The organism is Hymenobacter lutimineralis (assembly GCF_008271285.1).
GTDB classification, from domain to species: domain Bacteria; phylum Bacteroidota; class Bacteroidia; order Cytophagales; family Hymenobacteraceae; genus Hymenobacter; species Hymenobacter lutimineralis.
On the sequence record NZ_VTHL01000005.1, the window covers coordinates 186283 to 212264 of the forward strand.

The 25982-nt window shown below is 58.6% G+C and carries 24 protein-coding genes and 3 tRNA genes; 18 read left to right on the forward strand and 9 right to left on the reverse strand.

What is annotated here, in order from left to right:
* Window positions 1-29 precede the first annotated feature (29 nt).
* The 6 genes from panD to FY528_RS07305 all read left to right on the forward strand — a co-directional run bounded on the left by panD (window position 30) and on the right by FY528_RS07305 (window position 5250).
* A complete protein-coding gene (gene panD / locus FY528_RS07280; RefSeq protein WP_149070332.1) occupies window positions 30-377 on the forward strand; it encodes an aspartate 1-decarboxylase in 348 nt (115 codons plus the stop codon).
* Between the two features lie 81 nt (window positions 378-458).
* Window positions 459-1520 (forward strand): lysylphosphatidylglycerol synthase transmembrane domain-containing protein, encoded by a 1062-nt coding sequence (locus FY528_RS07285; RefSeq protein WP_149070333.1) that lies wholly within the window; start codon window positions 459-461, stop codon window positions 1518-1520.
* Window positions 1510-1992 carry a D-glycero-beta-D-manno-heptose 1-phosphate adenylyltransferase gene (rfaE2, locus tag FY528_RS07290; protein WP_149070334.1) on the forward strand — a complete coding sequence of 161 codons (483 nt, stop codon included), beginning with the start codon at window positions 1510-1512 and terminating at the stop codon, window positions 1990-1992. The genes FY528_RS07285 and rfaE2 overlap by 11 nt, the downstream gene beginning before the upstream one ends.
* A 74-nt stretch (window positions 1993-2066) precedes the next feature.
* On the forward strand, window positions 2067-2762 hold the full coding sequence (locus tag FY528_RS07295) for a zinc metallopeptidase (protein WP_149070335.1): 696 nt from the start codon (window positions 2067-2069) through the stop codon (window positions 2760-2762).
* A 264-nt stretch (window positions 2763-3026) separates the two neighbouring features.
* Window positions 3027-4166: an acyl-CoA dehydrogenase gene (locus FY528_RS07300; protein WP_149070336.1), complete on the forward strand. Its 1140-nt coding sequence runs from the start codon at window positions 3027-3029 to the stop codon at window positions 4164-4166.
* 157 nt (window positions 4167-4323) lie between these two features.
* The gene (locus tag FY528_RS07305) at window positions 4324-5250 is read left to right on the forward strand and encodes a helix-turn-helix domain-containing protein (protein ID WP_149070337.1); all 927 of its coding nucleotides are present in this window, start codon (window positions 4324-4326) and stop codon (window positions 5248-5250) included.
* 298 nt (window positions 5251-5548) lie between these two features.
* Here the strand turns inward: FY528_RS07305 and FY528_RS07310 are convergent, their stop codons facing one another.
* The 3 genes from FY528_RS07310 to FY528_RS07320 are packed head-to-tail and all read right to left on the reverse strand — an operon-like array spanning window position 5549 to window position 7424.
* Window positions 5549-6295 (reverse strand): geranylgeranylglyceryl/heptaprenylglyceryl phosphate synthase, encoded by a 747-nt coding sequence (locus FY528_RS07310; protein ID WP_373281610.1) that lies wholly within the window; start codon window positions 6293-6295, stop codon window positions 5549-5551.
* The gene (locus tag FY528_RS07315; RefSeq protein WP_149070339.1) at window positions 6288-7037 is read right to left on the reverse strand and encodes a hypothetical protein; all 750 of its coding nucleotides are present in this window, start codon (window positions 7035-7037) and stop codon (window positions 6288-6290) included. The genes FY528_RS07310 and FY528_RS07315 overlap by 8 nt, the downstream gene beginning before the upstream one ends.
* Window positions 7038-7046: 9 nt before the next feature.
* Window positions 7047-7424: a phage holin family protein gene (locus tag FY528_RS07320; protein WP_149070340.1), complete on the reverse strand. Its 378-nt coding sequence runs from the start codon at window positions 7422-7424 to the stop codon at window positions 7047-7049.
* Window positions 7425-7581: 157 nt separating this feature from the next.
* On the opposite strand from FY528_RS07320, the gene FY528_RS07325 reads away from it, so the two are divergent.
* Entirely contained in the window at window positions 7582-8730 is a 1149-nt protein-coding gene (locus FY528_RS07325) for a J domain-containing protein (protein ID WP_149070341.1), read from the forward strand.
* A gap of 20 nt (window positions 8731-8750) precedes the next feature.
* On the opposite strand, the gene FY528_RS07330 is transcribed toward FY528_RS07325, so the two are convergent.
* The 3 genes from FY528_RS07330 to FY528_RS07340 form a co-directional block, all read right to left on the reverse strand.
* Window positions 8751-10310 carry an FAD-dependent oxidoreductase gene (locus FY528_RS07330; protein ID WP_149070342.1) on the reverse strand — a complete coding sequence of 520 codons (1560 nt, stop codon included), beginning with the start codon at window positions 10308-10310 and terminating at the stop codon, window positions 8751-8753.
* Window positions 10311-10396: 86 nt separating this feature from the next.
* Complete coding sequence (locus tag FY528_RS07335; protein ID WP_149070343.1) at window positions 10397-11512, reverse strand: fatty acid desaturase family protein; 1116 nt, start codon at window positions 11510-11512, stop codon at window positions 10397-10399.
* A 242-nt stretch (window positions 11513-11754) separates the two neighbouring features.
* Window positions 11755-11827: transfer RNA gene (locus tag FY528_RS07340), tRNA-Phe, on the reverse strand.
* A gap of 166 nt (window positions 11828-11993) precedes the next feature.
* On the opposite strand from FY528_RS07340, the gene FY528_RS07345 reads away from it, so the two are divergent.
* From FY528_RS07345 to FY528_RS07365, 5 genes are all read left to right on the forward strand, one after another.
* The gene (locus FY528_RS07345; protein ID WP_149070344.1) at window positions 11994-13382 is read left to right on the forward strand and encodes a 4Fe-4S dicluster domain-containing protein; all 1389 of its coding nucleotides are present in this window, start codon (window positions 11994-11996) and stop codon (window positions 13380-13382) included.
* A 115-nt stretch (window positions 13383-13497) separates the two neighbouring features.
* Window positions 13498-14352 carry a (Fe-S)-binding protein gene (locus FY528_RS07350; protein WP_149070374.1) on the forward strand — a complete coding sequence of 285 codons (855 nt, stop codon included), beginning with the start codon at window positions 13498-13500 and terminating at the stop codon, window positions 14350-14352.
* Between the two features lie 196 nt (window positions 14353-14548).
* Window positions 14549-15055 carry a hypothetical protein gene (locus FY528_RS07355; protein WP_149070345.1) on the forward strand — a complete coding sequence of 169 codons (507 nt, stop codon included), beginning with the start codon at window positions 14549-14551 and terminating at the stop codon, window positions 15053-15055.
* A gap of 100 nt (window positions 15056-15155) precedes the next feature.
* The gene (locus FY528_RS07360) at window positions 15156-17099 is read left to right on the forward strand and encodes a CHU_0125 family OmpA-like outer membrane integrity protein (protein WP_262383939.1); all 1944 of its coding nucleotides are present in this window, start codon (window positions 15156-15158) and stop codon (window positions 17097-17099) included.
* A 175-nt stretch (window positions 17100-17274) separates the two neighbouring features.
* Entirely contained in the window at window positions 17275-18465 is a 1191-nt protein-coding gene (locus FY528_RS07365) for a proline and serine-rich protein 1 family protein (protein WP_149070346.1), read from the forward strand.
* Between the two features lie 71 nt (window positions 18466-18536).
* Here FY528_RS07365 and FY528_RS07370 read toward each other — a convergent pair whose 3' ends face one another.
* Window positions 18537-19004, reverse strand: coding sequence for a DUF4293 domain-containing protein (locus FY528_RS07370; RefSeq protein WP_149070347.1), 468 nt, complete (start codon window positions 19002-19004; stop codon window positions 18537-18539).
* Window positions 19005-19095: 91 nt separating this feature from the next.
* Between FY528_RS07370 and FY528_RS07375 the strand changes: the two genes are divergently transcribed.
* The 4 genes from FY528_RS07375 to FY528_RS07390 all read left to right on the forward strand — a co-directional run bounded on the left by FY528_RS07375 (window position 19096) and on the right by FY528_RS07390 (window position 23592).
* Window positions 19096-20298: a thiolase family protein gene (locus FY528_RS07375; RefSeq protein WP_149070348.1), complete on the forward strand. Its 1203-nt coding sequence runs from the start codon at window positions 19096-19098 to the stop codon at window positions 20296-20298.
* Between the two features lie 109 nt (window positions 20299-20407).
* Window positions 20408-21199, forward strand: a complete 792-nt coding sequence (gene truA, locus FY528_RS07380) for a tRNA pseudouridine(38-40) synthase TruA (protein ID WP_149070349.1) — start codon at window positions 20408-20410, stop codon at window positions 21197-21199.
* A 76-nt stretch (window positions 21200-21275) separates the two neighbouring features.
* Window positions 21276-23048, forward strand: a complete 1773-nt coding sequence (locus FY528_RS07385) for an ABC transporter ATP-binding protein (RefSeq protein ID WP_149070350.1) — start codon at window positions 21276-21278, stop codon at window positions 23046-23048.
* A 19-nt stretch (window positions 23049-23067) separates the two neighbouring features.
* On the forward strand, window positions 23068-23592 hold the full coding sequence (locus FY528_RS07390; RefSeq protein ID WP_149070351.1) for a porin family protein: 525 nt from the start codon (window positions 23068-23070) through the stop codon (window positions 23590-23592).
* 189 nt (window positions 23593-23781) lie between these two features.
* Here the strand turns inward: FY528_RS07390 and FY528_RS07395 are convergent.
* Together FY528_RS07395 and FY528_RS07400 are read right to left on the reverse strand one after the other, a co-directional pair.
* Window positions 23782-23855, reverse strand: a tRNA-Pro gene (locus tag FY528_RS07395).
* Window positions 23856-23946: 91 nt separating this feature from the next.
* A tRNA-Pro gene (locus FY528_RS07400) sits at window positions 23947-24020 on the reverse strand.
* A 212-nt stretch (window positions 24021-24232) separates the two neighbouring features.
* Between FY528_RS07400 and FY528_RS07405 the strand changes: the two genes are divergently transcribed.
* A complete protein-coding gene (locus FY528_RS07405) occupies window positions 24233-24763 on the forward strand; it encodes a T9SS type A sorting domain-containing protein (protein WP_149070352.1) in 531 nt (176 codons plus the stop codon).
* 76 nt (window positions 24764-24839) lie between these two features.
* Complete coding sequence (locus FY528_RS07410; RefSeq protein WP_149070353.1) at window positions 24840-25979, forward strand: NAD(P)/FAD-dependent oxidoreductase; 1140 nt, start codon at window positions 24840-24842, stop codon at window positions 25977-25979.
* Window positions 25980-25982 lie beyond the last annotated feature (3 nt).

Consider the following 25982-nt stretch of genomic DNA (forward strand, 5'->3'; position numbering starts at 1 on the left):
TGGCCCTACTATCACTTCCCCTGGCTTCCATGCACATCGAGGTTCTTAAGTCTAAAATCCACCGCGTAAAAGTTACCCAGGCCGAGCTACACTACGTCGGCAGCATCACCATTGACGAAGACTTACTGGATGCCGCCAATATGGTGGAGAATGAGAAAGTAACCATCGTGAATGTGAACAATGGGGAACGGTTTGAAACCTACACCATTAAGGGAGAGCGGGGCTCAGGCATGATCTGCCTAAATGGGCCCGCCGCCCGCCGCGTGGCCGTGGGCGACATCATCATCATCATTTCCTACGCCCTCATCGACTTTGCCGTTGCCCGGCAACACCAGCCCACCATCATCTTCCCCGACCAACACAACCGGCTTCTGTAAGCAGATACTGGAGTGGATAAGGGCGTCCCGGTAGCGGCCCTGAAATCAGCGTAAGCCGGCTAACTGTCACTAGTATATAGGATGAAAAAATTCCTGAATATTCTCAAGTACATTCTACTGCTGGCCTTTTCGGGGGCCTTAATGGTATACGCGGTGCGAGGACAGGACCTGAGCCGCATTGGTCATTACTTGCTAGAGGCCAACTATTTCTGGATGGCTCTGACGATGTTTCTGTCGGCGCTGGGCTACTTCAGCCGGGGCTACCGCTGGAAGATGCAGCTCGATGCGGCCGGGCAGAAAGCCGGGTTCTGGGACGTATATCATGCCATGATGGTGGGCTACCTAGCCAACTTGGTGCTGCCGCGCATGGGCGAGGTTATCCGCTGTTCAGTGCTGCGCCGCAACGGCGGCGTACCGGTGCAGGTGGGACTGGGCTCGGTTATCACCGAGCGGGTTATCGACGTGTTTGTGCTCTTCGGGCTGCTAGGCGCCACGCTGCTGCTCGATTTTGACAAGTTTTGGACTTTTGTGGTGGACAAGCTGGGTGGCGGCGCGGCCGTCGACGCCATGTCGCGCAACCGTACGCCGCTAATTATTGCCTCCATTATTGCTGTGGTGCTGCTGCTGAGCGTACTATGGGCCATGATTCGTAACCTGGAGCGGCTGCGCCAGAATGCGCTGTTCAATAAAGTGACGGGCTTCTTACGAGGCGTACTGTCGGGTGTATTCAGCATCCGCCGCATTGAGAACAAGGGGCTTTTCTTGTTCCATACGTTCTTCACTTGGCTGGTGTATTTCCTGATGGATTACCTTGCCTTCTTTGCTTTCCCCGAAACGTACGACCTGGGCTGGCGTGCCGGCTTGGCTGCCTTGACCTTTGGCGCCTTCGGCATGGCCGCGCCGGTATCGGGCGGTATCGGCACCTTCCACCTACTGGTGCAGAGTACGCTGATTGTGTTCGGTATTTCGCCCGAAGCTGCCATTGCCTACGCCTTGGTGGTGCACGGCGCCCAAACGTTGCTAGTGGTGCTGATGGGCGGCATCAGCTTCGTAGCTAGTATGCTCAAAACAGATAAAGGCCTACGCGGCCTCACCGACGAGTCGCTCATCGGAGAACCCGTGGTAATAGCCGATGTGGAGTAAAGATAAAATCCTGAGCCGCGCCGCGCTGCCGGCCGTAGTAGCCGATTGGAAAGCCCAGGGGCAGCGGGTGGTATTCACCAACGGCTGTTTTGATCTGCTTCACCTGGGCCACGTCGATTACCTGGAAAAGGCCCGCCACCTGGGCGACCGGCTGGTGGTGGGGCTGAATACAGATGCCTCCGTGAGCTGCCTGAAACCGGGGCGCCCTTTGCAGGACGAAATGTCACGGGCGCGCATTCTGGCGTCGCTTTTGTTTGTGGATGCCGTGGTGTTGTTTGACGAGCAAACCCCACTGGCCCTGATTGAAACTGTGTTGCCCGATATCCTGGTAAAAGGCGACGACTACGCTATCAGTGGAATTGTGGGCCACGAGGTGGTGTTAGCGAATGGCGGGCAGGTACTCACCGTGCCGCTCGTAGCGGGCTACAGCACTACGCGTATCGTCGAGCGAATCCGCCAGCTGGGTAGCTGAGCTGAAGATCTGCCTTGCGCACCGGCACGAGGCAACTTTGGTTCAGGCCCGTTCACTTTCTTCTTTTCTGAACCATGTACTCCACCGGTCCCATCTACCTTATCCTCATCCTGGCTGCCGTCGCCGGCATGATCATTCAATGGCGCTTGCGCAGCAAGTTCAGCCAGTACTCGCAGATCGGCCTGCAGTCGGGCCTCTCGGGCAAGCAGATTGCCGAGCTGATGCTGGCCGATCATGGCATCACCGACGTGCGGGTCATTAGCACGGAAGGCCGCCTTACCGACCACTATAACCCCGCCGACAAAACCGTCAACCTGAGCGAGGAAGTGTACGGGGCGCGTAGTGCCGCCGCCGCCGCCGTAGCGGCCCACGAGTGCGGCCACGCCGTGCAGCACGCCACGGCCTACAGCGCCCTGCAGTTCCGCTCAGCTATGGTGCCCACTCTCAGCGCCGTATCCAAGTTTATGCCGCTGGTACTGCTGGCGGGCGTCCTGCTGCTGCGCACCACGCCCATACCGCTAGGCGTGGGCATTGTGCTGTTCTCGCTCACTACGCTGTTCGCCTTCGTTACCCTGCCCGTGGAGTTTGACGCCTCCAAGCGCGCCCTGGCCTGGATCGACAAGCGGGGCATCGTGACCACGCAGGAGCACGCCATGGCCAAGGATGCCCTCTGGTGGGCGGCCATGACGTACGTGGTGGCGGCGCTCAGCTCCCTGGCCACACTGCTCTACTACGTGAGCATCTTCATGGGTAGCCGCGACCGGCGCTAGATGGTACTAGAAAAATAAGACAGAGAAAACGGCCGTCCCAAAACAACGGGGCGGCCGTTTTTGTGTTTATGCTGTCGGCCAGGGCAGCTTTTCACGCGCTAGAAGTGCACGGGCCGGCCAAGCGCGCCTGTAACCTAAAAATTCGGCGGTGCCTGCGCAATCTGCAACTTTGGCGTAATTTTGATTGCAGATAGCGCGGCTTTCCAGTTGAGCTTCCAAACCACCCTTTTGCTTTTTCCAATTCCCACCCAAGTACCCATCAGAATGAATTTTCAGCTCACCGAAGAACAATTGGCCGTACAGGCCGCGGCCCGCGAATTTGCCCAGAACGAACTGTGGGCCGGCGTTATCGAACGCGACGAGCACCAGAAGTTTCCTGCCGAGCAGGTAAAGAAAATGGGCGAGCTAGGCTTTATGGGCATGATGGTGAGCCCTGAGTACGGCGGCGGCGGTATGGACACGGTGAGCTACGTGCTGGCCATGGAAGAAATTTCTAAGGTTGATGCTTCCTGCTCGGTTATCATGTCGGTGAATAACTCACTGGTGTGCTGGGGCCTGGAGCAGTACGGCACCGAAGAGCAAAAGCAGAAATACCTGACCAAGCTGACCACCGGTGAAATGATTGGGGCCTTTGCTCTGTCGGAGCCCGAGGCCGGCTCCGACGCTACCAGCCAGCGCACCACCGCTGAAGACAAAGGCGACTACTACTTGCTGAACGGCACCAAGAACTGGATTACTAACGGCACCACGGCCTCGGTTTACTTGGTTATTGCCCAAACCAACCCCGAGCTAAAGCACCGCGGCATCAACGTGCTCATCGTAGAAAAGGGCATGGAAGGCTTCCAGACGGGGCCTAAGGAAAATAAGCTGGGCATCCGGGGCTCCGACACCTGCTCGCTCATGTTCAACGACGTGAAAGTGCCCAAGGAAAACCGCATTGGCGAAGACGGCTTCGGCTTCAAGTTCGCCATGCAGGTGCTGGCCGGTGGTCGTATCGGTATTGCGGCGCAGGCGCTGGGCATTGCTTCCGGGGCCTACGAGCTGTCGGTAAAGTACTCGAAGGAGCGCAAGGCGTTTGGTGTACCGATTTCCCAGCACCAGGCCATTCAGTTTAAGCTGGCCGATATGGCTACCAACATCGATGCGGCCCGCCTGCTCTGCCTGCAAGCCGCCCACGACAAGGACGCGCACCAGGACTACGCCAAATCGGGCGCCATGGCCAAGCTGTTTGCTTCCAAAGTTGCCATGGACACTGCTGTTGAGGCCGTTCAGGTCCACGGTGGTTACGGTTTTGTGAAGGAGTACCACGTAGAACGCATGATGCGCGACGCAAAAATCACCCAGATTTACGAGGGTACTTCGGAGATTCAAAAAATTGTAATCTCGCGGGAAATCCTGAAATAAGGCTCGAATTGCCTAAAAGTCAGATTCATTGCACTAAACCCAGTCATTTTTTTGGCTGGGTTTAGTTTTTGTGAATTTTTATATCTTGTTTTGTATTGTATACATCCGGGCACCTATTGCCCGTTTCCCTACAAGCCACCCAACCCTTTAGAGGTTTATGGAAGATTACAATAAAGTGATTGAGTCGCTCGGTGTCCGCTATATCAAGGCAAAAAACCTGGTACTCCAGCAGCCTTTCACCGTGCGCAATTCCTACGATGTCGGTAACAACCTGATTCTGCTGCACAAAGGCCGCATCTCCTTTGGCGACGATGAGCAGCAACTGGTGGAAGAAGGCGAAATGCTCTTTATCCCCGGTGGCCGGGCTACGAAAGTGACGTATGGGGACGCCGCTGGTAAGGTGATTACCAACGACGACCTGATCAGCAACAAGGATAAGTTTTTCCATTCCAACTCCGACCTGGACCTGATTGGCGACGCCGAGGAAAGCCACTCTTTCGTAAGCTTTGAGGCCAAAGTGTTTGACTCGGTCAACTTCTTTGCCTCCCTGGACGTGCCGGCTTTCCTGATTACCGGCAACTCCAAGCTGGCGAATCTGGTCATCAAGGTAGTGGAAGAAAGCCTGCAGGAGCTGCCCGGCCGGGAGCGGCTCATCACGATTTACACCGAGAACATTGTGGTGGAAATTGTGCGCTACATCTTGAAAAACAAGATGTTCGTGGAGCAGCTGGCAACCAACAGCACCTACTTCAAGGACCCGCGCCTCATCGATCTGTTTAACTACATCAAGGAGAACCTGGGCGGCGACCTGTCGAACAAAGTGCTTTCTGGCGTAGCCAACGTGTCGGAAGACTATGTAGGACAGTACTTCAAGATGCTCACGGGTATCAACCCCCAGGACTACATCGAGTACCAGCGCATGGAGCGCGCCGTATTCCTGCTGCGCACCACCAAGAAAAGCATCCGCGACATCGGCAAAGAAGTGGGCTACAAAGACACCGCCTATTTCTGCCGCCGCTTTAAAATGATGTTTGGTATTCCGGCGGGTAAAATGCGCCGCCGCGAGTCGGCCATGAACATCTAGCACCAAAACCACGGATTCGCGCGGATTTTTCGGATTTCGCGGATTTTGTGGACGGCGCAATCGGCCGATCAACAAACCAAAAAGCCTCGCACACTGCGAGACTTTTTGGTTTATAGCACTGTCATCCGGAGCAAAGCGAAGGACCTTCTCGCGCCCGCACGACTTGCTGCAACGGGAGAAGGCCCTTCGCTTTGCTCCGGATGACAGATGATGAGCAGGACAAATCAACTATGCGAGCCTAACGTCCGCGCCGACTACAAAATCCGTTCAATCCGAAAAATCCGCGCGAATCCGTGGTTCAGACGGCTACCTGGTTGTAGGCGTGCACGGCTCTTGATACTTCGCCTAGGAAGGAAGGGTCCTTTTCGATTTGATTGCCAACGACGATTACATCGGCTCCGGCGTTCAGCGCGGCCTGCGCCTTCTCAACGGTATTAATGCCGCCGCCTACAACCAGGGGAACATCTACTGCCTGCCGCACGGCCTCAATCATAGCAGCCGAAACAGGGTACATGGCCCCACTACCCCCGTCCAGGTACATCAGCCGCAGGCCCAACTGCTCACCCGCCATAGCGGTGCAAGCGGCTATGCCGGGCTTGTCGTAGGGCAGGGGAGTCGTGCCGCTGATGTAGCTGGCCGTGGTCTGGCGCCCGGTATCAACGAGCATATAACCCGTAGGCAGAATCTGCAGGTTGCTGGCCCGCAACAGCGGGGCCGCTATTACGTGCTGGCCAATTAGAAACTCCGGGTTGCGGCCCGAAATCAGGGAAAGCAGCAGTATGCCGTCGGCGGGGCCTTCCAAGTGCAGGCTGTGGCTGGGAAACAGCACCACGGGCACGGAAGACCGGCTCTTAAGCAATTGAATAAGGGTAGCCTGGCGTGAGTTCATTACCAGGCTACCCCCCACAAAAAAGTATTCAACAGGATGCTGCGCGCAAAGCTCCAGTAGATGCTGGCAGCCGGCTTCGTCTAGGTTATCCGGATCGAGCAGGACGGCTAGCGACTTATGGCCGTGCGCGCGGCGGGTGCTAAGCGTTTCATACAGGCTGTTGTGGCGCATTCGCGTCGTCGTGGTGATACGTGAAGTCGATATCCTGCGTCGCCGCTTCATGAGCGGGAGAAGTTGCAAGGTCGGGATTTTTGTCCGAAGGCAGATATTCCCCGATTTTTTTCGCCACGTATGCCATCAAAACGGCCGAAATCTGGGCTATGAGCATCTTCCCGGTATCTGATTGCAGAAAAACATGGAAGGCATCCGCTACAATGGACGAAGCATCCGTGGTTGGTGCTTCGGCGGCAACGCGGCGCCGGGCGGGTGCCTTGGCGGGAGCGTAGCTTGTCGTCGGCTGAAAAGGGTCAGCATCGGTGTGGTACACATCGGGAGCCAAATCAGCACGGTCGTGGTGGGCTGCGTGGGTACCGGCCTGCGTGCCCCGGTCGTACTGGTGGTGACCTACGCCAAAGCCCAGGTCGTCGGCTACGGCTTCGTCTACCGCCGAGCGGGGAACGGGTGCCGGCCGGTGGGGGCGGCTATTTTGGTGCAGGTGCTTGGCATACTCGGCCTCCTCGTCATCCTCATCGGAATATTTCGGCTTGGAGCGCAGCGCTTTGGCAATAAGCCAGATGCTACCAGCCAAGCCCGCGCCAATCAGGGCATACTTGCCCACACGCTGGCTTTGCTCTTTGATGTTCTCTACGTCACCCAGCAAGGCACGCTCGTACTCTAGCTTCTGGCGCTCCAGAAACTCTTTCTCGTCTTCGAACAAGGGGTTGTGCAGGTCAGCCATAGCCGCAAATTACGCTTGACGTTTGTCGGATTTGTAGATAGTATTGCTCAGCATCTTATCGGCCAGGCCCTGGAACAGCTTTTTATCGACGCCTACGATAAAGATAATGAGCAGCAGGAGGTAAAAGCCGGCCACAATACCAAAGCCCCAGAAAGAACTGTCAAGTGCATCGTTGAGCGCCAAGCCCGCGAAGATGCTGAGAAAAACCAGAAACAGGAGCCCTATCAGGGCCATGGTAACGCCGTGGGCGGTGCCCACAAAAGCTACCTTCACCTTTTCCTGGGTTTCCAGGCGAATCAGGTCGATGCGCGTGTCGAGGTAGCCCATCAGGTTCCCCATCAGGCTGTCGTTGCGGGGCGTTTTGGAAGCGTCGTCGTCGTAAGCCATGCGGCAGCGAAGAGTTAGTAGAACATCAGATGATAGAAAATCCAGCTCGGCAATACCTATAGTAGCCAAACTGGAATGGAACTTCATACGGAAAACCCTGTTCAACGTCTAGGTTCGCCTCAAAAAATGGCGTACTTGTTGCCCCAAGTCCTGCCCCTTGAGCCAGAATCATTACCAAATCCTGGGCGTTTCGCCAACCGCAACCCGGCTGGAAATCAAGCAAGCCTACAAGCAGCTTGCCTTGCGGTATCACCCTGACCGGCATCAGGGGGATACCCGGTACGAGGAGTTGTTTAAGCAGGTGAGCATTGCCCACGGGGTGCTGTCAGACCCCGCCCGCCGAGCCGCTTACGACCAGCAGCTCTGGCGTGAGGCTCAGCAGCTAGAGCAGGCCCGCCGCCAGCAGCAGTTCCGCAACCAGCACCAGCACATTTACGGGGCACCGCCGCCCATGGCGGGGCCGCTGCGTACCCGCCGCCCGGCCTCTTCCTCGGAGCGACACTACCGGCCTATCCCGCGGCAGAAAACGCAGTTCACCCGGCGCGACTACCTGCTGACGTTCCTGTTCATCCTGCTGCTGGCAGCCTTTATGCTTTCCGTGAAGCTCACCATGGACCACGTAACGGCGCGTAGCAACTACGAAGATGGGCTGCAGGCCTACGCCGCCCAGCAGTGGAGCACCGCGCACGGCTACTTGTCGGCGGCCATTCACTTCAAACCCAACTACCCCGAGGCCCACCGGCGCCGGGGCGAAATTGAGCAGCTGGCTTACCACGACTACGAGGCGGCCCTGGAAGATTATGCGGTGGCTCTGCAGCACGCCAACGACCCGCCGGCGCAGAGTGCGCGGCTCTGGTGGCGCATGGGCCAGTGCCATGCCGCCATTGGCCAAACGCAGCAGGCCCTGCAGAGCTTCGACCGCGCCCTGGCCCTGGACTCAACCCAAAGCGGCGCCTGGCTGGAGCGCGGCGAGTTGCGCCTTTTCGAACAACGCCGTTTCCGGCCCGCCATTCAGGACCTGACTACGGGCTTAAGACAGCGCGTGGCCCAGGGCAAAAGCCCCTCGGGACGCTACCTGACGTATCGCGGGCTGGCCTGGTTTAAGCTGGGCGAGTACGAAGCTGCCCGCGCCGATTACCAGCAGGTGCTCATCAACTCTCCGCGTAGTGGGCAGATTTACTTTCTGCTGGGCCGGCTGGCGGAAGCGCAAAAGAACCGTCCGGCTGCCTGCGAGTTCTTTTTGCGCTCGGCCCGCCTTGGTTACATCTACGCCGAGGACGCCCGGCTGAAAGCCCGCTGTCCGTAGCCGCTGAGGAAGGTTGTGGGTTACTCCGTTTCGGCAGATGCCAGGTTGCTATTGGCCGGGCCCATCAGCAGTTTACCGTAGGCATCGAAGCGGGAACCGTGGCAGGGGCAGTCCCAGCTGCTTTCCAGCCCATTCCAATGTACTACGCAGCCCAGGTGAGGGCAAATGGCCGAACACTCGTGCGTCTTGCCGGCTTTGTCTTTGTACACCGCCACCTTGGTGAGGCCCCGCCGCAATACTGCGCCCGACCCAGCGGCAATTTCCTCGGGGGTGGAAACGTCGCCGCCGGTAAGGAGCTCGGTATATTCGGCGGCTACGTTCACGTTCTCGCGCACAAATTCCTTGATAGACTCCGGCTTGAGCGTAATGCGGCCCGGGTCATACAGCTTGGCCCAGGCATTGGGGCGCTCCAAAATCAAGTCCCGAATGATTATGGCGCCCAACGTGGCGTGCGTCATGCCGTGGCCCGAGTCGCCGGTAATCAGGTACACATTGTCGTTGTCTAAGGGGTTGCGGCCCGCGTAGGCCAGCCCGTCGGTGGGCTCCATCACTTGGCCCGACCAGCGAAAATCAATGCTGGTGATTTGGCGGAAATGCTTCCGGGTCCATTCTTCCAGGCAGCGTAGGCGTTCCTCCGGGTTGGCCTCCTGGCCGGTTTTGTGGTCTTCGCCGCCTACAATCAGGTAGTCGTATTCCTCACCAGGAGCTTCCTGCAACCGGATGTAGTGGTAGGGGTCAGCAGTATCCCAGTACAGCGCCTGGGTAACGGACCCTTTCGGAACGCGGGCCGTTACGACGTACGTGCGGTAGGGAGCCTGTTTTGTGTGCATCACTACCCGGTCGTTGAAAGGCGTGTTCGTTGCAATAACCAGCGCGTCCGCCTTCACTTCGTGTCCGCTGTCCGTTACCACGCGGGCGGCGTGGCCGCCTTCTACCGTGGCCACGTGCGTGTGCGTGAAAATGCGGCTGCCCTGCCGCGTAATAGCCGCAACCAGCCCGTTCAGGTACTTCAGAATATGGAACTGGCCCTGGTCGGGAAAGCGCAGGCAGGGGCCGGTATGAAAGCCCTGGGTACCGGAGTCGGCCAGCTTCTTCACGCTTTTCAAGCCAGCCCGGTGGGCCGCTTCCAACTCATCGGTGAGCTCCTGCTCCTTGCCATTGGCCGGTAAAAACAGGTACCCATTGAGCCGGGTAAAATCACAGGCTATCTGCTCGGCCAGCACGATTTTCTCGATTTCATCAATAGCGGCCCCGTGGCTTTCGGCCGCCAGCCGGGCGCCTTCCTGTCCAAACAGCTGCTCCAGGGTGGAATATCGGTCGTCGAGGGCGTTGGATAAGTGCGCGGTAGTTCGGCCGCTTTCCCCGCTGGCAATTTCCCCATCTTCCAGCACTACTACTTTCTTTCCTTCCTTCCCCAGTAGATAGGCCGTGGTAAGCCCCGCTATGCCGGCCCCAACCACTACCACGTCGGCCGTGATATTTTGCCCGAGGACCTTGAAGGAAGACACGGCATCGGCCGTAGGAAACCAGACGGATTGCGTAGCGCCGGAAGTGCGCGCAGTGGAAACGGGAGTGGACATAGCAAGCAGGAAAATGGTTTCCTGTGCGTACGCCCCGCCCCGAGGTTGGTTTCTACTGTTCAGCTAGGACAGGAAATTCCGGGCACCTAAGCCGCAGCTGGCACCAGCAGCTGGGCAGTATAAGCTTCCTTGCCCATTTTGCGCAACACGCGGTAGTGGGACCGAAGGGCCGAGAAAAATGTGCGGTTCTCCAGGTAGGGTAGAGAGAATTCGTGGGCCGTCTGCTTCACGATGCCGGCAATGGCCGGGTAGTGAATATGGCAGATCTTCGGAAAGAGGTGGTGCTCAATCTGTTGGTTGAGACCACCACATAAGAAATGCGCCAGCTTGCTGTTGGTAGAGAAGTTGGCGGTAGTCCGCATCTGGTGGGCTGCCCAGGCTTCGCGCATGTCGCCGGTTTCGTCGGGCAGGGGAAACGCCGTGCCTTCTACTACGTGGGCCAATTGAAACACCAAACCCAGCACCAAGCCTTCCACGAAGTGCATCAGCAGGAAGCCCAGCACAAACTGCCACCAAGTGATATCGAGCAACACCAGCGGCAGCACGATGAACAGAACGTAGTAGAGGGCCTTGTAAAAAAACAGGTTGAAGTACTCCTTGCGCGGGTGCTTGCGGTTATCGTGCTGCCCGATCTTGTCCTTGAAGAACTTGATGTAGTCTTTGCGCAGCACCCAAGACAATGAGGCCAGTCCGTACAGCGGGAAGGCATAAAAGTGCTGGTAGCGCTGCACCTTTTTTACCGGCTCTTCTGCTGATAAGCGCACCAAGCCTGGGGCTACTTCAATGTCTTCGTCGTGGCCCGGAATGTTGGTGTACGTGTGGTGCACCACGTTGTGCGTAATGCTCCACATGTAAGGATTAGCCCCAATCAGGTTAAACAGCAGGCTAAATACCTTGTTGACGCGCTTGTTGGCCGAAAAAGAGCTATGAATAGCGTCGTGGCAAACATTAAAGCCGATAAAAGCACAAAGGGCCCCGAGGGTGCCGGCCAGCAGCGCCATCACACCCAGGCCAAACTGGTTGGAGACTAACAGCGCATACGCCACCACGAATCCGGTGAGATAAAAGACTGTTTTGCCCCACATGGCCCCATTGGCATACTTGGAAACACCTTGCTGCTGAAAGTAAGCATCGACGCGCTGGCGTACCGTGGCGAAAAAGGCAGACTGGGTAGTGTTGGTAAAACGGACGGGTTTCGACATGGGAAGAGTTAGGTGCAGTATAGCAGCAAGGGCTACTCTTCCACAAATCAAGGAATTACTTTTATCTAAGCAGCAACTTAGACTTCCTAAACCGAAACTTGGTGGAAAAAGTACCAGTGCTGGGCTTTTCTTGTAAAGTCAGCCCGCCGCCCCAAGGTTTTAGGCAGCCTAAAAAGACGATTCAGCCCAGCGCCCCGGAAAACAAAAAAGCCCTCTTCGCAGTCTGCAAAGAGGGCTTCTAGTGGTAATGGTTGGAATCGAACCAACGACACCAGCATTTTCAGTGCTGTGCTCTACCAACTGAGCTACATTACCATCGTCCCGTAAATAAGCCCTTATGGCCGTTGGGGAGCACAAAAGTAGTAAACCAAACGTAACCTACAAGGCGTAGAGCAAAAAAAACTTCCCGGCCGGAAAAAAACGGATTTGTTATGCATAACGAGTATATTTCGGCCTAAACCCCAAACCTACCCATTTCTCCGTGCACTTTTCTATCCAAAACATCCTCTTTCTGCTGGTAGCAGTGGCAGGCTTTGGCCTGTTTGCCTGGCAAACGCGGAAGATCCGGGCCAACATTCTCGTTGGACGCGACCGGGACATGAGCGGCCATGTGAGCGAACGGCTGTGGAAAACGCTGCTAGTAGCCTTTGGGCAGCAGAAAATGTTTAAGCGCCTAACACCCGCCTTTCTGCACCTCATCGTTTACGTAGGCTTCATTGTCATTAACATTGAAGTCATTGAGATTTTGATTGACGGCATCTTCGGCACGCACCGGGTGCTACAGTTTCTGGGGCCGCTGTACTCGCTGCTCACGGGTACCAACGAAATCCTGGGTGCGCTGGTGGTGCTGGCTGTGGTGGCGCTATGGTGGCGGCGTAATGTAAAAGGCGTACGGCGGTTTACCGGCCCGGAAATGCGCGCCTGGCCCCGGCTTGATGCCAATGTCATTCTCTACATCGAAGTGGTGCTGATGATGGCGTTGTTCACCATGAATGCCGCCGACCTGAAGCTGCACGGGGCCGACCTCCCCGGCGCTTTCCCCATCAGCCAGTTCCTCACGGGCCTGCTGCCCGACAGCCCCACGGCCCTGCATGTGCTGGAGCGCGTGGGCTGGTGGGCGCACATTGTGGGTATCCTGCTGTTTCTGAACTACCTGCCTTCGTCCAAGCACTTTCACATCATCATGGCTTTCCCAAACGTGTACTACTCCCGGCTGGTGCCGCAGGGGCAGTTCTCGAACGTGGACAGCATCACCCACGAGGTGAAGGCCATGATGGACCCCACTTACCAAGTGCCAGCCCCTGCAACGGAACCCGATGGCTCGGCCGCTGCGCCCACGCCCTTCGGCGCCAAGGACGTGAACGACCTGGCCTGGACCAACCTGCTGAATGCTTACTCCTGCACCGAGTGCGGCCGCTGCACTTCGGTGTGCCCCGCCAACCTGACGGGCAAACTGCTTTCCCCGCGCAAGATCATCATGGACACGCGCGACCGGATGGAAGAGAAGTACAACGCCCCGCTGATCTTCAACCCCAACCTCTACGGCAAGGAAGCCAAGCACGACCCACAGGAGCAGCTGGACCGCGAAAACCACACCCTGCTGCGCGGCTACGTGACGCCCGAGGAGCTATGGGCCTGCACTACCTGCAATGCCTGCGTAGAGGCCTGCCCGGTAAACATTAACCCCTTGGAAAGCATTGTGGAAATGCGCCGCTTCCTGGTGCTGGAAGAATCGGCTGCGCCCAACTCTCTCAACGTCATGTTCTCCAACATCGAGAACAATGGGGCACCCTGGGCCTTTTCGCCCTCAGACCGCTTCAACTGGGCCGACGACCTGTACCTGAACGAGAAAACGGCCCCGGTGGCCTAGCAACTTAGCGGCTGCATGCACGTGCGCATGACGCCTTCCTCAACATCAAACTGACTAGCGTCAACCAACAATAATGGCTGAGTTAACTGCCAAGCGCCAAGTAAGTGTTCCGATGATGGCTGATCTGGCTGCGCGGGGCGAAACACCGGAAATCCTGTTTTGGGTAGGTTGCGCCGGGGCCTTCGACGACCGGTACAAGCGCGTGACGCGCGCCTTTGTGCGCATTCTGGAGCACGTGGGCGTGAACTACGCGGTGCTGGGCATGGAAGAAAGCTGCACCGGCGACCCGGCCAAGCGTGCCGGTAACGAGTTCCTGTTTCAGATGCAGGCCATGCAGAACATTACCACCCTCAATGGCTACGGCATCAAAAAGGTGGTAACGGCCTGTCCGCACTGCTTCAACACCATCAAGAACGAGTACCCCGCGCTGGGCGGCGAGTATGAGGTGATTCACCACAGCACCTTCCTGCAGCAGCTCATCAACGAAGGTAAGGTGAAGGCCGAGGGCGGCGAGTCGTTCAAGGGCCGCCGCATCACCTTCCACGACTCCTGCTACCTGGGCCGCGCCAACAACATCTACGAGGCGCCCCGCGCCGTGCTGGAAGTGCTGGACGCCGACCTGCTGGAAATGAAGCGCTGCAAAACCAACGGCCTCTGCTGCGGGGCCGGCGGGGCCCAGATGTGGAAGGAGCCCGAGCCCGGCAAAAAGGATGTTAACATCGAGCGGGCCGAGGAAGCCCTGGCCACCCTCGACGGCGACGCCGACGTGCTGCTGAACCTGCAGGGCGTGGAAAGCACCGCCCCGGTGCTGCCCGCCGGCTCCAACCGCGGCGGTAGCGTAATTGCTGTAGCCTGCCCGTTCTGCATGACCATGATGGCCGACGGCGTGAAAAACAAAGAGCGGGAATCGGACGTGCAGGTATTCGACCTGGCCGAGCTCATTGCCTCCGCTGAAGGCCTTAACGCCTAGTTACCTGTTTCCAGTTGCGAGCTGCCAATTGATAGAGCTCTGGCAACAAGCAACTGGAAACGGGCAACCGAATAACAGCCCCGCGCCGGAACTTCCGGGCGGGGCTGTTTATTTGTAGTAAGATAGATGATTTGGCAGGTGGCTTTCAGGCCGCTTATCCGTCACATCCGTTTCTCATTCGTAAAATCTGAGGTCCGTGTACGTTCCCTTCAACCAATTGCCCGCTTCGGCCCGTGTGTGGATTTACCAGGCCAACCGGCCTTTTACGGCGGCCGAAATAGCGGCGGTGCAGCCGGCCTTACAGCAGTTTGCCCAGGAGTGGACCAGCCACGGCCGCACCCTGGCCGCTTCGGCGGAAATTCTGCACGGGCAGTTTCTGGTAATTGGGCTGGACGAGGCCGTAGCCGACGCCAGTGGCTGCTCCATCGACGCCTCCGTGCGCTTCGTGCGTGGGCTGGAGGAAGGGCTGGATATTCAGCTGCTGGATAAGGCCCAACTGGCTTTTTTGCTGGGTGACCAAGTGCAGCTATTGGACCGCTTGAGTGTGCGCAAGGCCGTAGCGGAGGGCCAGGTGCAACCCACAACGCCCTACTTCGACAACACCATTTCCACGGTGGGAGAACTGCAGCAGAAGTGGCCTGCACCGGCGCACACGACCTGGCTGGCCCGGTATTTCGCGGCGGCGGCAACTCCGCTGGCCTGAGGGCGGTACAATCCTAGCCAAACTGCTTATACTTGTTTCGCGGCAGCCAGCGTTTACTTCACCTCGTACGCCTTAGCCTGACCCTTCCCTCCCTATTCCTATGCGGAAATTTCTAATGATATGCGCGGCGGCCGGCACCTCGGGGTTGCTTGGCGGCTGCAGTGCCTCAGACCAGCTCACCAAAGCCGACCGCCGCTTTGTGCGAGGTGAGTATGAGGCCGCCATTCCCCTCTACAAAGACGACGTGAAAAAGGGAAAGCGCACCGCGTTTTCCAACTACCGTATTGCCGAGTCGTACCGCCTATCCAACCGCATTGAGCAGGCCGAGGAGTACTACAACGCGGCCATTGGCGGCGGCGTGAAATCCAACGACGCCAAGTTTTATTACGCCGAGGCCCTGAAAGCCAACGGCAAGTACGAGGAAGCCACCACGCAGTTTGAGGCCTATGCCCAGAACGGGGCCAATGCCAAGCTGACGAGCCGGGCCGAGCTGGAAGCCAAAAACACCAAGCTGGTGCCGGAATTGCTGGCCATGCGCACCAACAACGAAGTGCAGGCCCTGGATTCCGTCAATTCCCCCTCGGCCGACTTTGGGGCGACTATGCTACCCACCACCAAAGAACTGGTATTTGCCTCCGGGCGGGGCGGCAAGAAGTACCTGGGCAACGGGGAAGGGTTCAATGACCTCTACGCCGTAACCCTGGCCGCGGAGCCTAAGCTCACGGGGGGGCGGAGCATCCGCCGGTTGGAGCCGGTGTTCAACTCCGAGGACAAGCACGAGGCCAGCGCCACCTACTCGTCGGATGGCAAGATGATGGTGTTTGCGCGCTCCAACAACGGGACTAAGAAGCAGGCCAAGGAAGGCTACCAGAGCGTAGACCTGTTTGTGTCCTACTTCCGGGGCAATGAGTGGACGGCGCCCGAACTGGTGCGCGGCCTGAACAGCAAAACCGCGGATGACTTCTCACCGGCGTTTTCGCCCGATGGCCGGACCCTCTACTTTGCCTCCAGCCGGACCGGCGGCAGCGGCGGCAACGACCTCTACAAAGCCACCCTGGAAGAGGGCAACCGTTTCTCTGCGCCCGAGAACCTGGGGGAGAAAATCAACACGCCCGGCAACGAGAACTTTCCCGCCGTGGCGCCCGATGGCACGCTGTATTTCTCCTCTGATGGGTATCCTGGCTTAGGAAAGCTCGACATATTCCGGGTAGAAAAAGGGCAAGTGAAGAACGTAGGCGCCCCCATCAATAGCTCCGGCGACGACTTTGCCCCATTTTTCACCGGCAAGGATGCCGGCGTATTTTCCTCCAACCGGAGTGGAGGCAAGGGCTCCGACGATTTGTACCTGTTCCGCAAAAAGCCGCTGAAGCTGGTTACGCTCTACGCCGATGGCACCTTGCTGGAGAGTGACGCGAAAACCGGCGAAACCAAGCCGGTAGCCGGCGAAGACGTGGTGCTGCTCAGTTCTAACGGCCAGCGCCTTCAAGAAACCAAGTCGGGTCCCGACGGGAAATTCAGCTTCAAGCTCGATACGGCCAGCGCCTACTCGCTCGTCGCCGACCGATCCGGCTACTTCACCGCCCGGCAGAGCCTGACGACGGTGGGCAAAGTGCCCGCCCAGGACCAGCTGCCCGCTGAGCAGAACGACATTAAGCTGCCCGTGACACTCATCTTGGGCAAAATCGTGGTAAACAAGGCCATTGTGGTCGAGAATATCTTCTACGACTACGATAAGTGGAACATTCGGCCGGATGCCGCCCTGGAGCTGGACAAGCTGGTGCAAACTTTGGTGGATAATCCGAAAATCACCATTGAGCTAAGCTCCCACACCGACTCCCGCGGTAAAGATGCCTATAACCTGAGCCTTTCGCAGAAACGGGCACAATCGGCTGTCGACTACATCATTTCCAAGGGCATTGCCAAAAACCGAATTACGGCCAAGGGCTACGGCGAAACCCGCCCAGTGCTGAAAAACGCCCGCACCGAGGATGAGCACCAGCGCAACCGCCGCACCGAGTTCAAGGTGACGCGCATTGCGCAATAAGTTTGTTCGTTTCATAAAAAAGGCCGGTACGCATTGTACCGGCCTTTTTTTATGGAGTATACTAGCTGAAAAGGGCGTCGCAACAGCCCTTGCCCGGATAAAGTTCCGGATTGGCACAATCCTTGAAAATGTCCTGTCAAGGGTCAGCTACACGGCCCGGTTTACGCGCTCTGCCATGAAAAAGGCACTACTTCTTTGCTGCAGCTTCCTGCTATGGGCTGCGCAACTCCTGGCTGCTCCGGCCAACGTTAACTTTATTTCCGAGCGAGGCATCCCGTTCAAGCTGATTTTCGACGGCCGCATGCTGACCCGCCGCGTAGCCCGCGAGGTGTACCTCGACCGGGTGCGGCCCGGCACCCACTGGGCAGAGTTTCGGATTCCGGCCGGCCGGGGCTACGTAAACTACCGCACCAAAGTATTCCTGGATGCCGGCTACGAGACGAACTACGTGCTGGTAACCCGGCAGGGTTACGCCCCGGTGCTGCGCAAAGCCTCTGCGGTGCCGATGCGGGGGGAGTGGCGCCGCAACCCCCGTTACGACGACTACCCCGGCCCCTACGGCAACCCCGACCCGCGCTACGACGACCGGGACGATGACCGCAACGGCCGCTACGACAACCGCGACCAGGACCGCGAGGGCAACTATGGCAACCGCGACCAAGACCGCCCGGACCGCGACGGGCGCTACGACGACCGGCGGGATGACCGGGAAGATGACCGCCGCCCCGACTACTATAACGGGCAGTACCGCTCCCTGATGAGTTCCGCCGATGTGGACGCGCTGCTTCGGGTGCTGGATAAAAAGCCCTTCGATAGTGAAAAGCTGCCCATTGCCAAAGAAGCCCTGGCGCAGTCGGCTATTCGTACGGAAGAGCTCAAGCGCCTGCTTAAAGGCTTCGACTTTGAAAGCCAGCGCCTGGAAATGGCCAAGTACTCGTACGAGCACGTGGCCGACCCCCAGAACTTCTACCAAGTGTACGAGCTGTTCAACTTCGACTCCAACGTAAAGGAACTGCAGCAGTACAGCGCCCAAAGCCGCCCCGCCGACGACTACCGCAACAACTATCCCGTTGTGCTGAAGTCTCAGGAAGTAGAAGCCCTAGTGCGGGCGGCCGAGCGCAAGGCATTTGATAAAGACAAGCTAGTCATATTGCAGGATGGTGTGTCCCGCGCGGCCCTGCGCACCGAGGACCTCAAGCGTCTGCTGCGCGTCTTCAGCTTTGAAGACCAGCGGGTAGCGCTGGCCAAGTATGCCTACGGCCGCCTCATCGACCCCCAGAACTTCTACCAGGTATACGAGCTGTTCAGCTTCAACTCGAATGTGAAGGAACTCCAGGAATACGTAAGCCAGCAGCCCCGCCGGTAGTGGGCTACAAACCCCAAAAAAGAAAGGCCCCCTTGAACAAGGGGGCCTTTCTTTTCTGTTTGGCTACGGTGTTAGCGAAGCCGGTCCATGCTGCGCACGAGCTTCTCGTCGCGACGGATAAAACGGTTAGCCAGTACGTTGAGCAACAGCGCCAGCGTGGGCAGGTAAAAGCCGGCTTCGAAGGTGCCGGGTACTTTGATGTTCAGGAGCCGCTCACCAATACTGGAATAGTAAAAACCTGCCCCGATGGTGCTCATGATGAGCAACAGGTTGAAAACACCGATCTGGTGCTGACGAATCCGGTTGCGGAACTGAAAAATCTCGAACACGGCCACGGCCGCCGCCGCTACCGCCAGCGCCGCAATGGGCCAGGTATTGGTGGTCGGGCCCTGACCTTTGGTAAACGCGAGCTTGGTGGCGGTAAGCACAACTTCCTGATTGGAAAGCGGATCAGTTTTCGACCAGATCGGCAGGAATACTACGCTTAACATGGACAATGCCAAGAGCAGAAGGAATACGCTTTGAATTCTTTGTATCATCTTTGTGGGTTGATTGATTCAACGAAGCCCCGGCTAAGCTGGGGCCGGCAAAAGTAGCCAACAACCACCGGAAAAACCGCATTTTACTTCCATGCCCCAAGCCTATATCGTGGACGCCGTCCGCACGCCAATCGGCAAATTTGGCGGCGCGCTCAGCAGCGTACGTCCCGACGACATGGCCGCGCACGTGCTGCGCGAGCTGCTCCGCCGCAACCCCTCCGTGGATAAAGCGGCTATTGAAGACGTAATTATGGGTGCCGCCAACCAGGCCGGCGAAGACAACCGCAACGTGGCCCGCATGGCCGCGCTGCTGGCTGGCCTGCCCCTATCGGTGGGTGGCAACACCGTGAACCGCCTGTGTGCCTCCGGCCTGCAAAGCATTATCGACGCCGCCCGGGCTATTAAGGCAGGGGAGGGCGACGTGTACCTGGCCGGTGGCGCCGAAAGCATGACGCGTGCCCCCTTCGTGGTTGCCAAGTCGTCCACGGCCTTCGCCCGCGACTTTACCGCCCACGACACTACCCTGGGCTGGCGCTTTGTGAACCCCAAGCTGGCCAAAATGCACCACCCGTTTGCCATGGGCGAAACGGCCGAGAACGTAGCCAAGCGCTACGGCATCACTCGGGAGGAGCAGGACCAGTTTGCTTTCAACTCGCAGCTGAAGTACCAGCGTGCCAACGAGAAAGGCCGGTTCCGTCGCGAAATTGTGCCCGTGTTCATTCAGCAGCCTAAGGGCGATGCGGCCCTGTTCGATACCGATGAGCAGCCGCGCCTGTCGTCGCTGGAAAAACTGGCCACCATCAAGCCCGCCTTTCAGCCCGTGGACGGCACCGTAACGGCCGGTAACTCGGCGGGCATCAACGACGGTGCGGCCGCCGTGATGCTCGTCAACGACGAGGCCCTGGAGCGGTTCAAGCTAAAGCCTCTGGCCCGCGTGGTGGCCTCGGCCGTGGCCGGCGTCGACCCCGCCTACATGGGCATCGGGCCGGTACCCGCCATCCGCAAAGTGCTGCAGCGCGCCGGCCTCACCCTCGACGACATCGACCTGATTGAGCTGAACGAAGCATTTGCCGCCCAGAGCCTAGCCTGCATCCGCGACCTGGGCCTCGACACCACTAAGCTGAACGTGAACGGGGGCTCTATTGCCATTGGGCACCCGCTGGGCTGCTCCGGCGCCCGCATCACGGCTACCCTGGTGCACGAAATGCAGCGCCGCGAAGGGGCCCGCTACGGCCTGGCCGCTATGTGCGTGGGCGTAGGTCAGGGTGCCGCCGTCATCTACGAGAAGGTATAAGGCGGTAGCCGGATATCAGTTAGCGGGAGGGTAGCAGGGTTTTCAGACTCGGCTACCCTCTTTCTGTCCGACTTTAGCCATAGAGCCTTCAACTCTTACCCATTTATTCGTGCGCTACTTTCTTCACCTGGCTTACGACGGTACCCAGTACCACGGCTGGCAGATTCAGCCCAATACCGTAACGGTGCAGCAGGAGCTGGATCGGCGCCTTTCGCAGGTGCTGCGCCAGCCGGTGTACTGCCTGGGCAGCGGCCGCACCGACTCGGGTGTGCACGCCAGCCACCAGGTAGCGCACTTCGACGCCGAGGTGCCCGAAAGCCTCGACCTGCCTACGCTTCTCTACCGCCTCAACCGGGCCCTGCCTCAGGATATCCGGGCGCTGGCCGTGCACCCAGTGCCCGCCGCAGCCCACGCCCGCTTCGATGCCACCGCCCGCACCTACCAGTACCATGTGCGCCTCGTGCCCGACCCATTCGCCCCGGCCCACACCCTGTACCTGGACCGCGCCCCCGACGTGGAGGCCATGAACGAAGCCGCTGCCTTTCTCGTGGGTGAGCATGACTTCACCAGCTTCTCGAAGGTGAAAGGCAGCGAAAAGCACTACCGCTGCCACTGCTACGAGGCGGGTTGGCACCGCGTACCGGGCGGACTGGTGTTCCAGATCCGGGCCAACCGTTTTGTGCGGGGCATGGTGCGGCTGGTGGTGGGTACCCTGCTGGATGTAGGCCGGGGTAAGCTCACGCCGGCCCAGTATGGCGACGTGCTGCGCAGCTTGCAGCGCGTGCACGCGAGCGGCGCGGCAGCGGCCCAGGGCTTGTTCCTGTGCCGCGTAGAGTACCCCGCCGAGCTGGTCGCCAACGTGACCCTGCCCGTGGGTTTGCCGTACTTTGCCAGTACGTAACAGGCGTATGGCACTAGGGCGAGCAAAGCAATAGGGCTTCTCGCTTGTTACCTGTTACCTCACTACCTAGCACTATATGGAGCAAGCCACTACCGCCACCAAAACCGGTAACATCTTCGACTGGCAGGTGCTGCGCCGGCTGATGACGTACGTGCGGCCCTACCAGCGCATTTTCTACTTCCTGATTTTTCTGACCATTGCTACCGCCGCCCTAGGCACGCTGCGCCCCTTCCTCATTCAGCGAATGGTGGACGTGAGCATCGAGCAGGGCGACATGGTGGGCGTGAACAAGATGTTCGGGCTGCTGATTGTGCTGCTGGTGGCCCACACCCTGGTCAGCTACCTGCAAACGTACTTTGGCGGCTGGCTAGGCCAGTACATCGTGCGCGACATTCGGGTGGACCTCTACCGCCACATTCTGGACCTGCGCCTGAAGTTTTTCGACCGCACGCCCATCGGCCAGCTTGTGACCCGTAACATCTCCGACGTGGAAACCCTGTCCGATGTGTTCAGCGAAGGGCTGGCAGCCATGATTGGCGACATCCTGCAGCTGGTGTTCATCATGGCCTTCATGTTCTACATCGACTGGCGCCTGACGCTGGTGAGCCTCTCCGTTATTCCGCCACTGCTGTTCAGCACCTACGTGTTCAAGGAGAAGGTCAAGAAGTCGTTTCAGGAAGTGCGCACGGCCGTAGCCAGCCTCAACTCCTTTGTGCAGGAGCACCTGACGGGCATGAACGTGGTGCAGATATTCAACAACGAGCAGCGGGAGTTTCGCAAGTTTGAGAAGATCAACCGGGAGCATACCCGCGCCAACATCCGCTCGGTGCTCTACTACAGCATCTACTTTCCGGTGGCCGAGGTGCTGGCGGCAGTAGGGGTGGGGCTGTTGGTATGGTACGCGGCCCAGGGCCAGATTGAGGGCACCATTTCCAAGGGCGCACTTATTGCCTTCATCATGTATAACGCGCTGTTTTTCCGCCCCATCCGCCAGATTGCCGACCGGTTCAATACCCTGCAGCTGGGCCTGGTAAGCACGGAGCGCCTGCTCAAGCTCTTGGACAGCAAGGAGCTGATTGCCGATAACGGCACCTACACCCCTGCTACCCTGCGCGGCGACGTGGAGTTTGACCACGTGTGGTTTGCCTACAACGAGGAAGAATGGGTGTTGCGCGACATCAACTTCCAAGCCCAGGCTGGCCAGACGGTGGCCTTCGTGGGGGCCACGGGCGCCGGCAAAACCAGCATCATCAACCTGCTCAGCCGCTTCTACGAAATCAACCGGGGCACCATCCGCATCGATGGGCACGACCTGCGCGAGTATGACCTCAAGCACCTGCGCCGCCACATCGGCGTGGTGCTCCAGGACGTGTTTCTGTTTGCCGGCACCATTCGGGACAACATCACCCTGGGCAACGCCGACATCACCGATGAGCAGATCTGGCAAGCCGCCGACCTGGTAGGTGCTCGGCGCTTTATCGAGCGGCTGCCCGGCGACCTGGGCTACCAGGTGATGGAGCGCGGCGCCACATTGTCCGTGGGCCAGCGCCAGCTTATTAGCTTCGTGCGGGCCATGGTGTATCAGCCCCGCATCATCATTCTGGATGAGGCCACCTCCTCGGTTGACTCCGAGACGGAGGAGCTGATTCAGCAAGCCATTGAAAAGCTGATGCAGGGCCGCACTTCCCTCGTTATTGCCCACCGTCTGAGCACTATCCAGAAAGCCGACCGCATCATCGTGCTCGACCGAGGCGAAATCAAGGAGAGCGGCACTCACGAGGAACTGCTGCGCCTGGGCGGCTACTACACCCAGCTCTACCAGATGCAGTACAAAGATGCATTGACTTAATCACCCTTAACTTTTCCGGATGAACCGTTGGTTTCTGTTGCTTTCCCTGGCTGTAATAGCTACTGTAGCGGGCATTTATGCCTACTTGGGTGGGTTCACCACTGCTGAAGTGGAGCTGCTCACGACCAAGGAGCCTATCTTTCTGGCGGGCCGCTATTTCCAGGGCCGCGCCGATAGCAAAGACTTCGGTCCGCTGTTCCGGCAGGCTCACCAGCTCCAGGAAAGCGGCCAGCTGCGCGGCGACCTGGGTAACGTGTATTATAACGACCCTGAAGCGGCCGGTGATACGGTAAAAGCCTTTGTGGGCCTTATCGTGGCGGATACCACTTCACAAACCCTACCTACTGGCTACCGCTACAGCACCTTCAGTGGAGGCCAGCGCGTGGTGCGGGCGCGGGTCCAGGCCAGCTATATGGTAGCCCCCGACAAGCTGTACTCCGGCATCAAGCACTTCGCCGAACAGGAGAAGATCAAGCTGGGCAAGGTATACGTGGAGCGTTTCCCGGCGCAGGGGCCGGTAGAAGTGCTGGCGCTGGTAAAATAGCCCGGCAACAGGCCGCCGAAGGGTTGGCCAAAATCGCCCTGCCCTGTTTTATCTGCCCTGAGCTGGCCGTAGTAATGGAGGAGTTAGCAAGGCCAAGGCCGGCTCTCTGGCGGTGCCGAGCCCAAGCAATAAACGAAAAAGGCCCACTGAACTTGGGTCAGTGGGCCTTTTTGCAAGAGAGCAGCAGTGTCGGGGTGGCAGGATTCGAACCTACGGCCTCGTCGTCCCGAACGACGCGCGCTACCGGGCTGCGCTACACCCCGCTGATGAATCAACGGGCTGTTACTCTCTTCTTCTGCCGAAAAAAGCCTCCGGGTGGGGTTCCCAGAGGCTTTTCGAACAGTAATTCTTCGGTCGGAGTGGCAGGATTCGAACCTACGACCTCCAGCACCCCATGCTGGCGCGATACCAGGCTACGCTACACCCCGAGGAATTGAGTTGCAAATGTAAGCGGCTTTGTAGGAGAAACCCAACTTTCGGGAGTATAAAATTTCAAAAAAGGGCGGTAAGCAGCGTCTGACGGCTGAAAATCAGGGAAATGGTTTAAAGAAAAAAAGTATTTCCTGGCCTGGTTTATGCAGAGTGGATGCATAAAATCGTAATTTTACTTCTGCTGTTTATCGGCTCACTACGAACACCTATGAAATCTTTCTCCTCGTTTCTGGCCGCATTAACACTGGTGCTGGGCGTGCACGTAGCCAGTGCGCAAACCAAGCCCGCCCCCAAACCAGCAGCCAAGCCCACGGCAAAAGCTGCGGCGGCCAAGTCCGTAGCTAAACCTGCCGCAACGGTGGCCAAACCCGCGGCTGCTCCGGCCAAGCCGCTGGCAGCCGGCGCCAAAGCAGCCCCAGCTACCTCATCTGCGGCAGCCCCCGCCCCGGCCGTCCTGATCAGCGACAAGCTGGCGCCGGCGGCCCCCAACAGCACCACGCTGAAGGTGCGCCTGGAAAATAACCCCATTACCAAGCGTATGCAGGTGCGCACCAATGCCACCGGCCCCACCCGCGTGGAGGTAAACGATGAAGCCGGCCGCCCCGTGGTAACTAGTGACCTAGTTTCGGGCGATGATGTAGCCACGATTGATGTAAGCAACCTGCCAGCTGGCTACTACATTGTGAAGTGTACCTCTGGCGAGCGTACCGGTATGAAGCGCGTCATGCTGGGCAAGTAGGCCCTACGCTGTAACCCATAAAAAAGCCCGCCATCTACAGTTGGCGGGCTTTTTTATGGGTTGTTATTTTTGAGGTATGATGGCAGAGCAGAATTTTTCCTACTGGGAGCGGCAAACCTTCCTGGGCTACTATGATGTGGTAATTGTCGGTGGGGGTATTGTGGGTTTGTCGGCGGCCATCTACACCCGACAGCTGCGGCCCACAGCCCGGGTGTGCGTGCTAGAGCGCGACTTGCTGCCTAATGGGGCCAGCACCAAAAACGCGGGCTTTGCCTGTTTCGGCAGTATCTCAGAGCTGCTGGCCCAGGAGCAAAAAAGCGGCACCGCCGCACTGCTGCGCGTAGTGCAGGCCCGCTGGGACGGGCTAGCGCGGCTGCGCGGCCTGTTGGGCGACGAGGTTAGCGGGTATGAAGGGGTGGGGGGCTTTGAACTGTTTCGGCCGGAAGATCGGGCAATGGCTGAGCGCAGCCGGGCCCATATCGACTATTACAATCAGCTTTTAGCTCCTATCATCGGGGCCGAACGGATTTTCCGGGATGCAACCAGCCAGATAAGCACTATGGGCCTGGCGGGCGTGGAAGCTATGCTGGAAAACGCCGCCGAGGGCAGCCTGCATACGGGCCGCATGATGGAAGCACTGCTGCGCCGGGCCTGGCAGGCCGGCGTAACGGTGCTGCACGGCTGCCCGGTAGAGGCCATAGACGGTGCCGATGCCGAGGTGCGCGTGCAAACCACCGCCGGTCCAATTGGTGCCGGGCAGGTGCTGCTGGCCACCAACGCCTTCACCCAACAGTTTTTTTCGATGCTGGATGTGGTGCCGGGACGTGGGCAGGTGCTGGTAACGGAGCCTATTGCCAACCTGCGCCTGCGGGGTACCTTTCACTACGACGAAGGCTACTATTATTTCCGCCACGTGGGTAACCGGGTGCTATTGGGTGGCGGCCGTAACCTGGATTTCGCCACGGAAACTACCACCCAGCCGGGCCTTACCTCCCGGGTGCAGGAGCAGTTGGAGCACTTGCTCACTACCGTCATCCTGCCTGGTCAGCGCCCCCGAATCGACTACCGCTGGAGTGGGGTTATGGCCTTTGGCGAGGAGCTGGAACCCATTATCGAGGAAGTGGAGCCGCGCATTTTCGTGGCTGCGCGCTGCAATGGCATGGGCGTGGCCATGGGCACCGGCAGCGGCTACTGCGCTGCGAGATTAATGTGCTAATGT

Excerpts from the sequence above, each read along its gene's own strand:
- panD (WP_149070332.1), top strand. The coding sequence starts at position 30 with ATGCACATCGAGGTTCTTAAGTCTAAAATCCACCGCGTAAAAGTTACC.
- FY528_RS07285 (WP_149070333.1), top strand. The coding sequence starts at position 459 with ATGAAAAAATTCCTGAATATTCTCAAGTACATTCTACTGCTGGCCTTT.
- rfaE2 (WP_149070334.1), top strand. The coding sequence starts at position 1,510 with ATGTGGAGTAAAGATAAAATCCTGAGCCGCGCCGCGCTGCCGGCCGTA.
- FY528_RS07295 (WP_149070335.1), top strand. The coding sequence starts at position 2,067 with ATGTACTCCACCGGTCCCATCTACCTTATCCTCATCCTGGCTGCCGTC.
- FY528_RS07300 (WP_149070336.1), top strand. The coding sequence starts at position 3,027 with ATGAATTTTCAGCTCACCGAAGAACAATTGGCCGTACAGGCCGCGGCC.
- FY528_RS07305 (WP_149070337.1), top strand. The coding sequence starts at position 4,324 with ATGGAAGATTACAATAAAGTGATTGAGTCGCTCGGTGTCCGCTATATC.
- FY528_RS07315 (WP_149070339.1), bottom strand. The coding sequence starts at position 7,037 with ATGGCTGACCTGCACAACCCCTTGTTCGAAGACGAGAAAGAGTTTCTG.
- FY528_RS07320 (WP_149070340.1), bottom strand. The coding sequence starts at position 7,424 with ATGGCTTACGACGACGACGCTTCCAAAACGCCCCGCAACGACAGCCTG.
- FY528_RS07330 (WP_149070342.1), bottom strand. The coding sequence starts at position 10,310 with ATGTCCACTCCCGTTTCCACTGCGCGCACTTCCGGCGCTACGCAATCC.
- FY528_RS07335 (WP_149070343.1), bottom strand. The coding sequence starts at position 11,512 with ATGTCGAAACCCGTCCGTTTTACCAACACTACCCAGTCTGCCTTTTTC.
- FY528_RS07350 (WP_149070374.1), top strand. The coding sequence starts at position 13,498 with ATGGCTGATCTGGCTGCGCGGGGCGAAACACCGGAAATCCTGTTTTGG.
- FY528_RS07360 (WP_262383939.1), top strand. The coding sequence starts at position 15,156 with ATGCGGAAATTTCTAATGATATGCGCGGCGGCCGGCACCTCGGGGTTG.
- FY528_RS07365 (WP_149070346.1), top strand. The coding sequence starts at position 17,275 with ATGAAAAAGGCACTACTTCTTTGCTGCAGCTTCCTGCTATGGGCTGCG.
- FY528_RS07370 (WP_149070347.1), bottom strand. The coding sequence starts at position 19,004 with ATGATACAAAGAATTCAAAGCGTATTCCTTCTGCTCTTGGCATTGTCC.
- FY528_RS07375 (WP_149070348.1), top strand. The coding sequence starts at position 19,096 with ATGCCCCAAGCCTATATCGTGGACGCCGTCCGCACGCCAATCGGCAAA.
- FY528_RS07385 (WP_149070350.1), top strand. The coding sequence starts at position 21,276 with ATGGAGCAAGCCACTACCGCCACCAAAACCGGTAACATCTTCGACTGG.
- FY528_RS07390 (WP_149070351.1), top strand. The coding sequence starts at position 23,068 with ATGAACCGTTGGTTTCTGTTGCTTTCCCTGGCTGTAATAGCTACTGTA.
- FY528_RS07405 (WP_149070352.1), top strand. The coding sequence starts at position 24,233 with ATGAAATCTTTCTCCTCGTTTCTGGCCGCATTAACACTGGTGCTGGGC.
- FY528_RS07410 (WP_149070353.1), top strand. The coding sequence starts at position 24,840 with ATGATGGCAGAGCAGAATTTTTCCTACTGGGAGCGGCAAACCTTCCTG.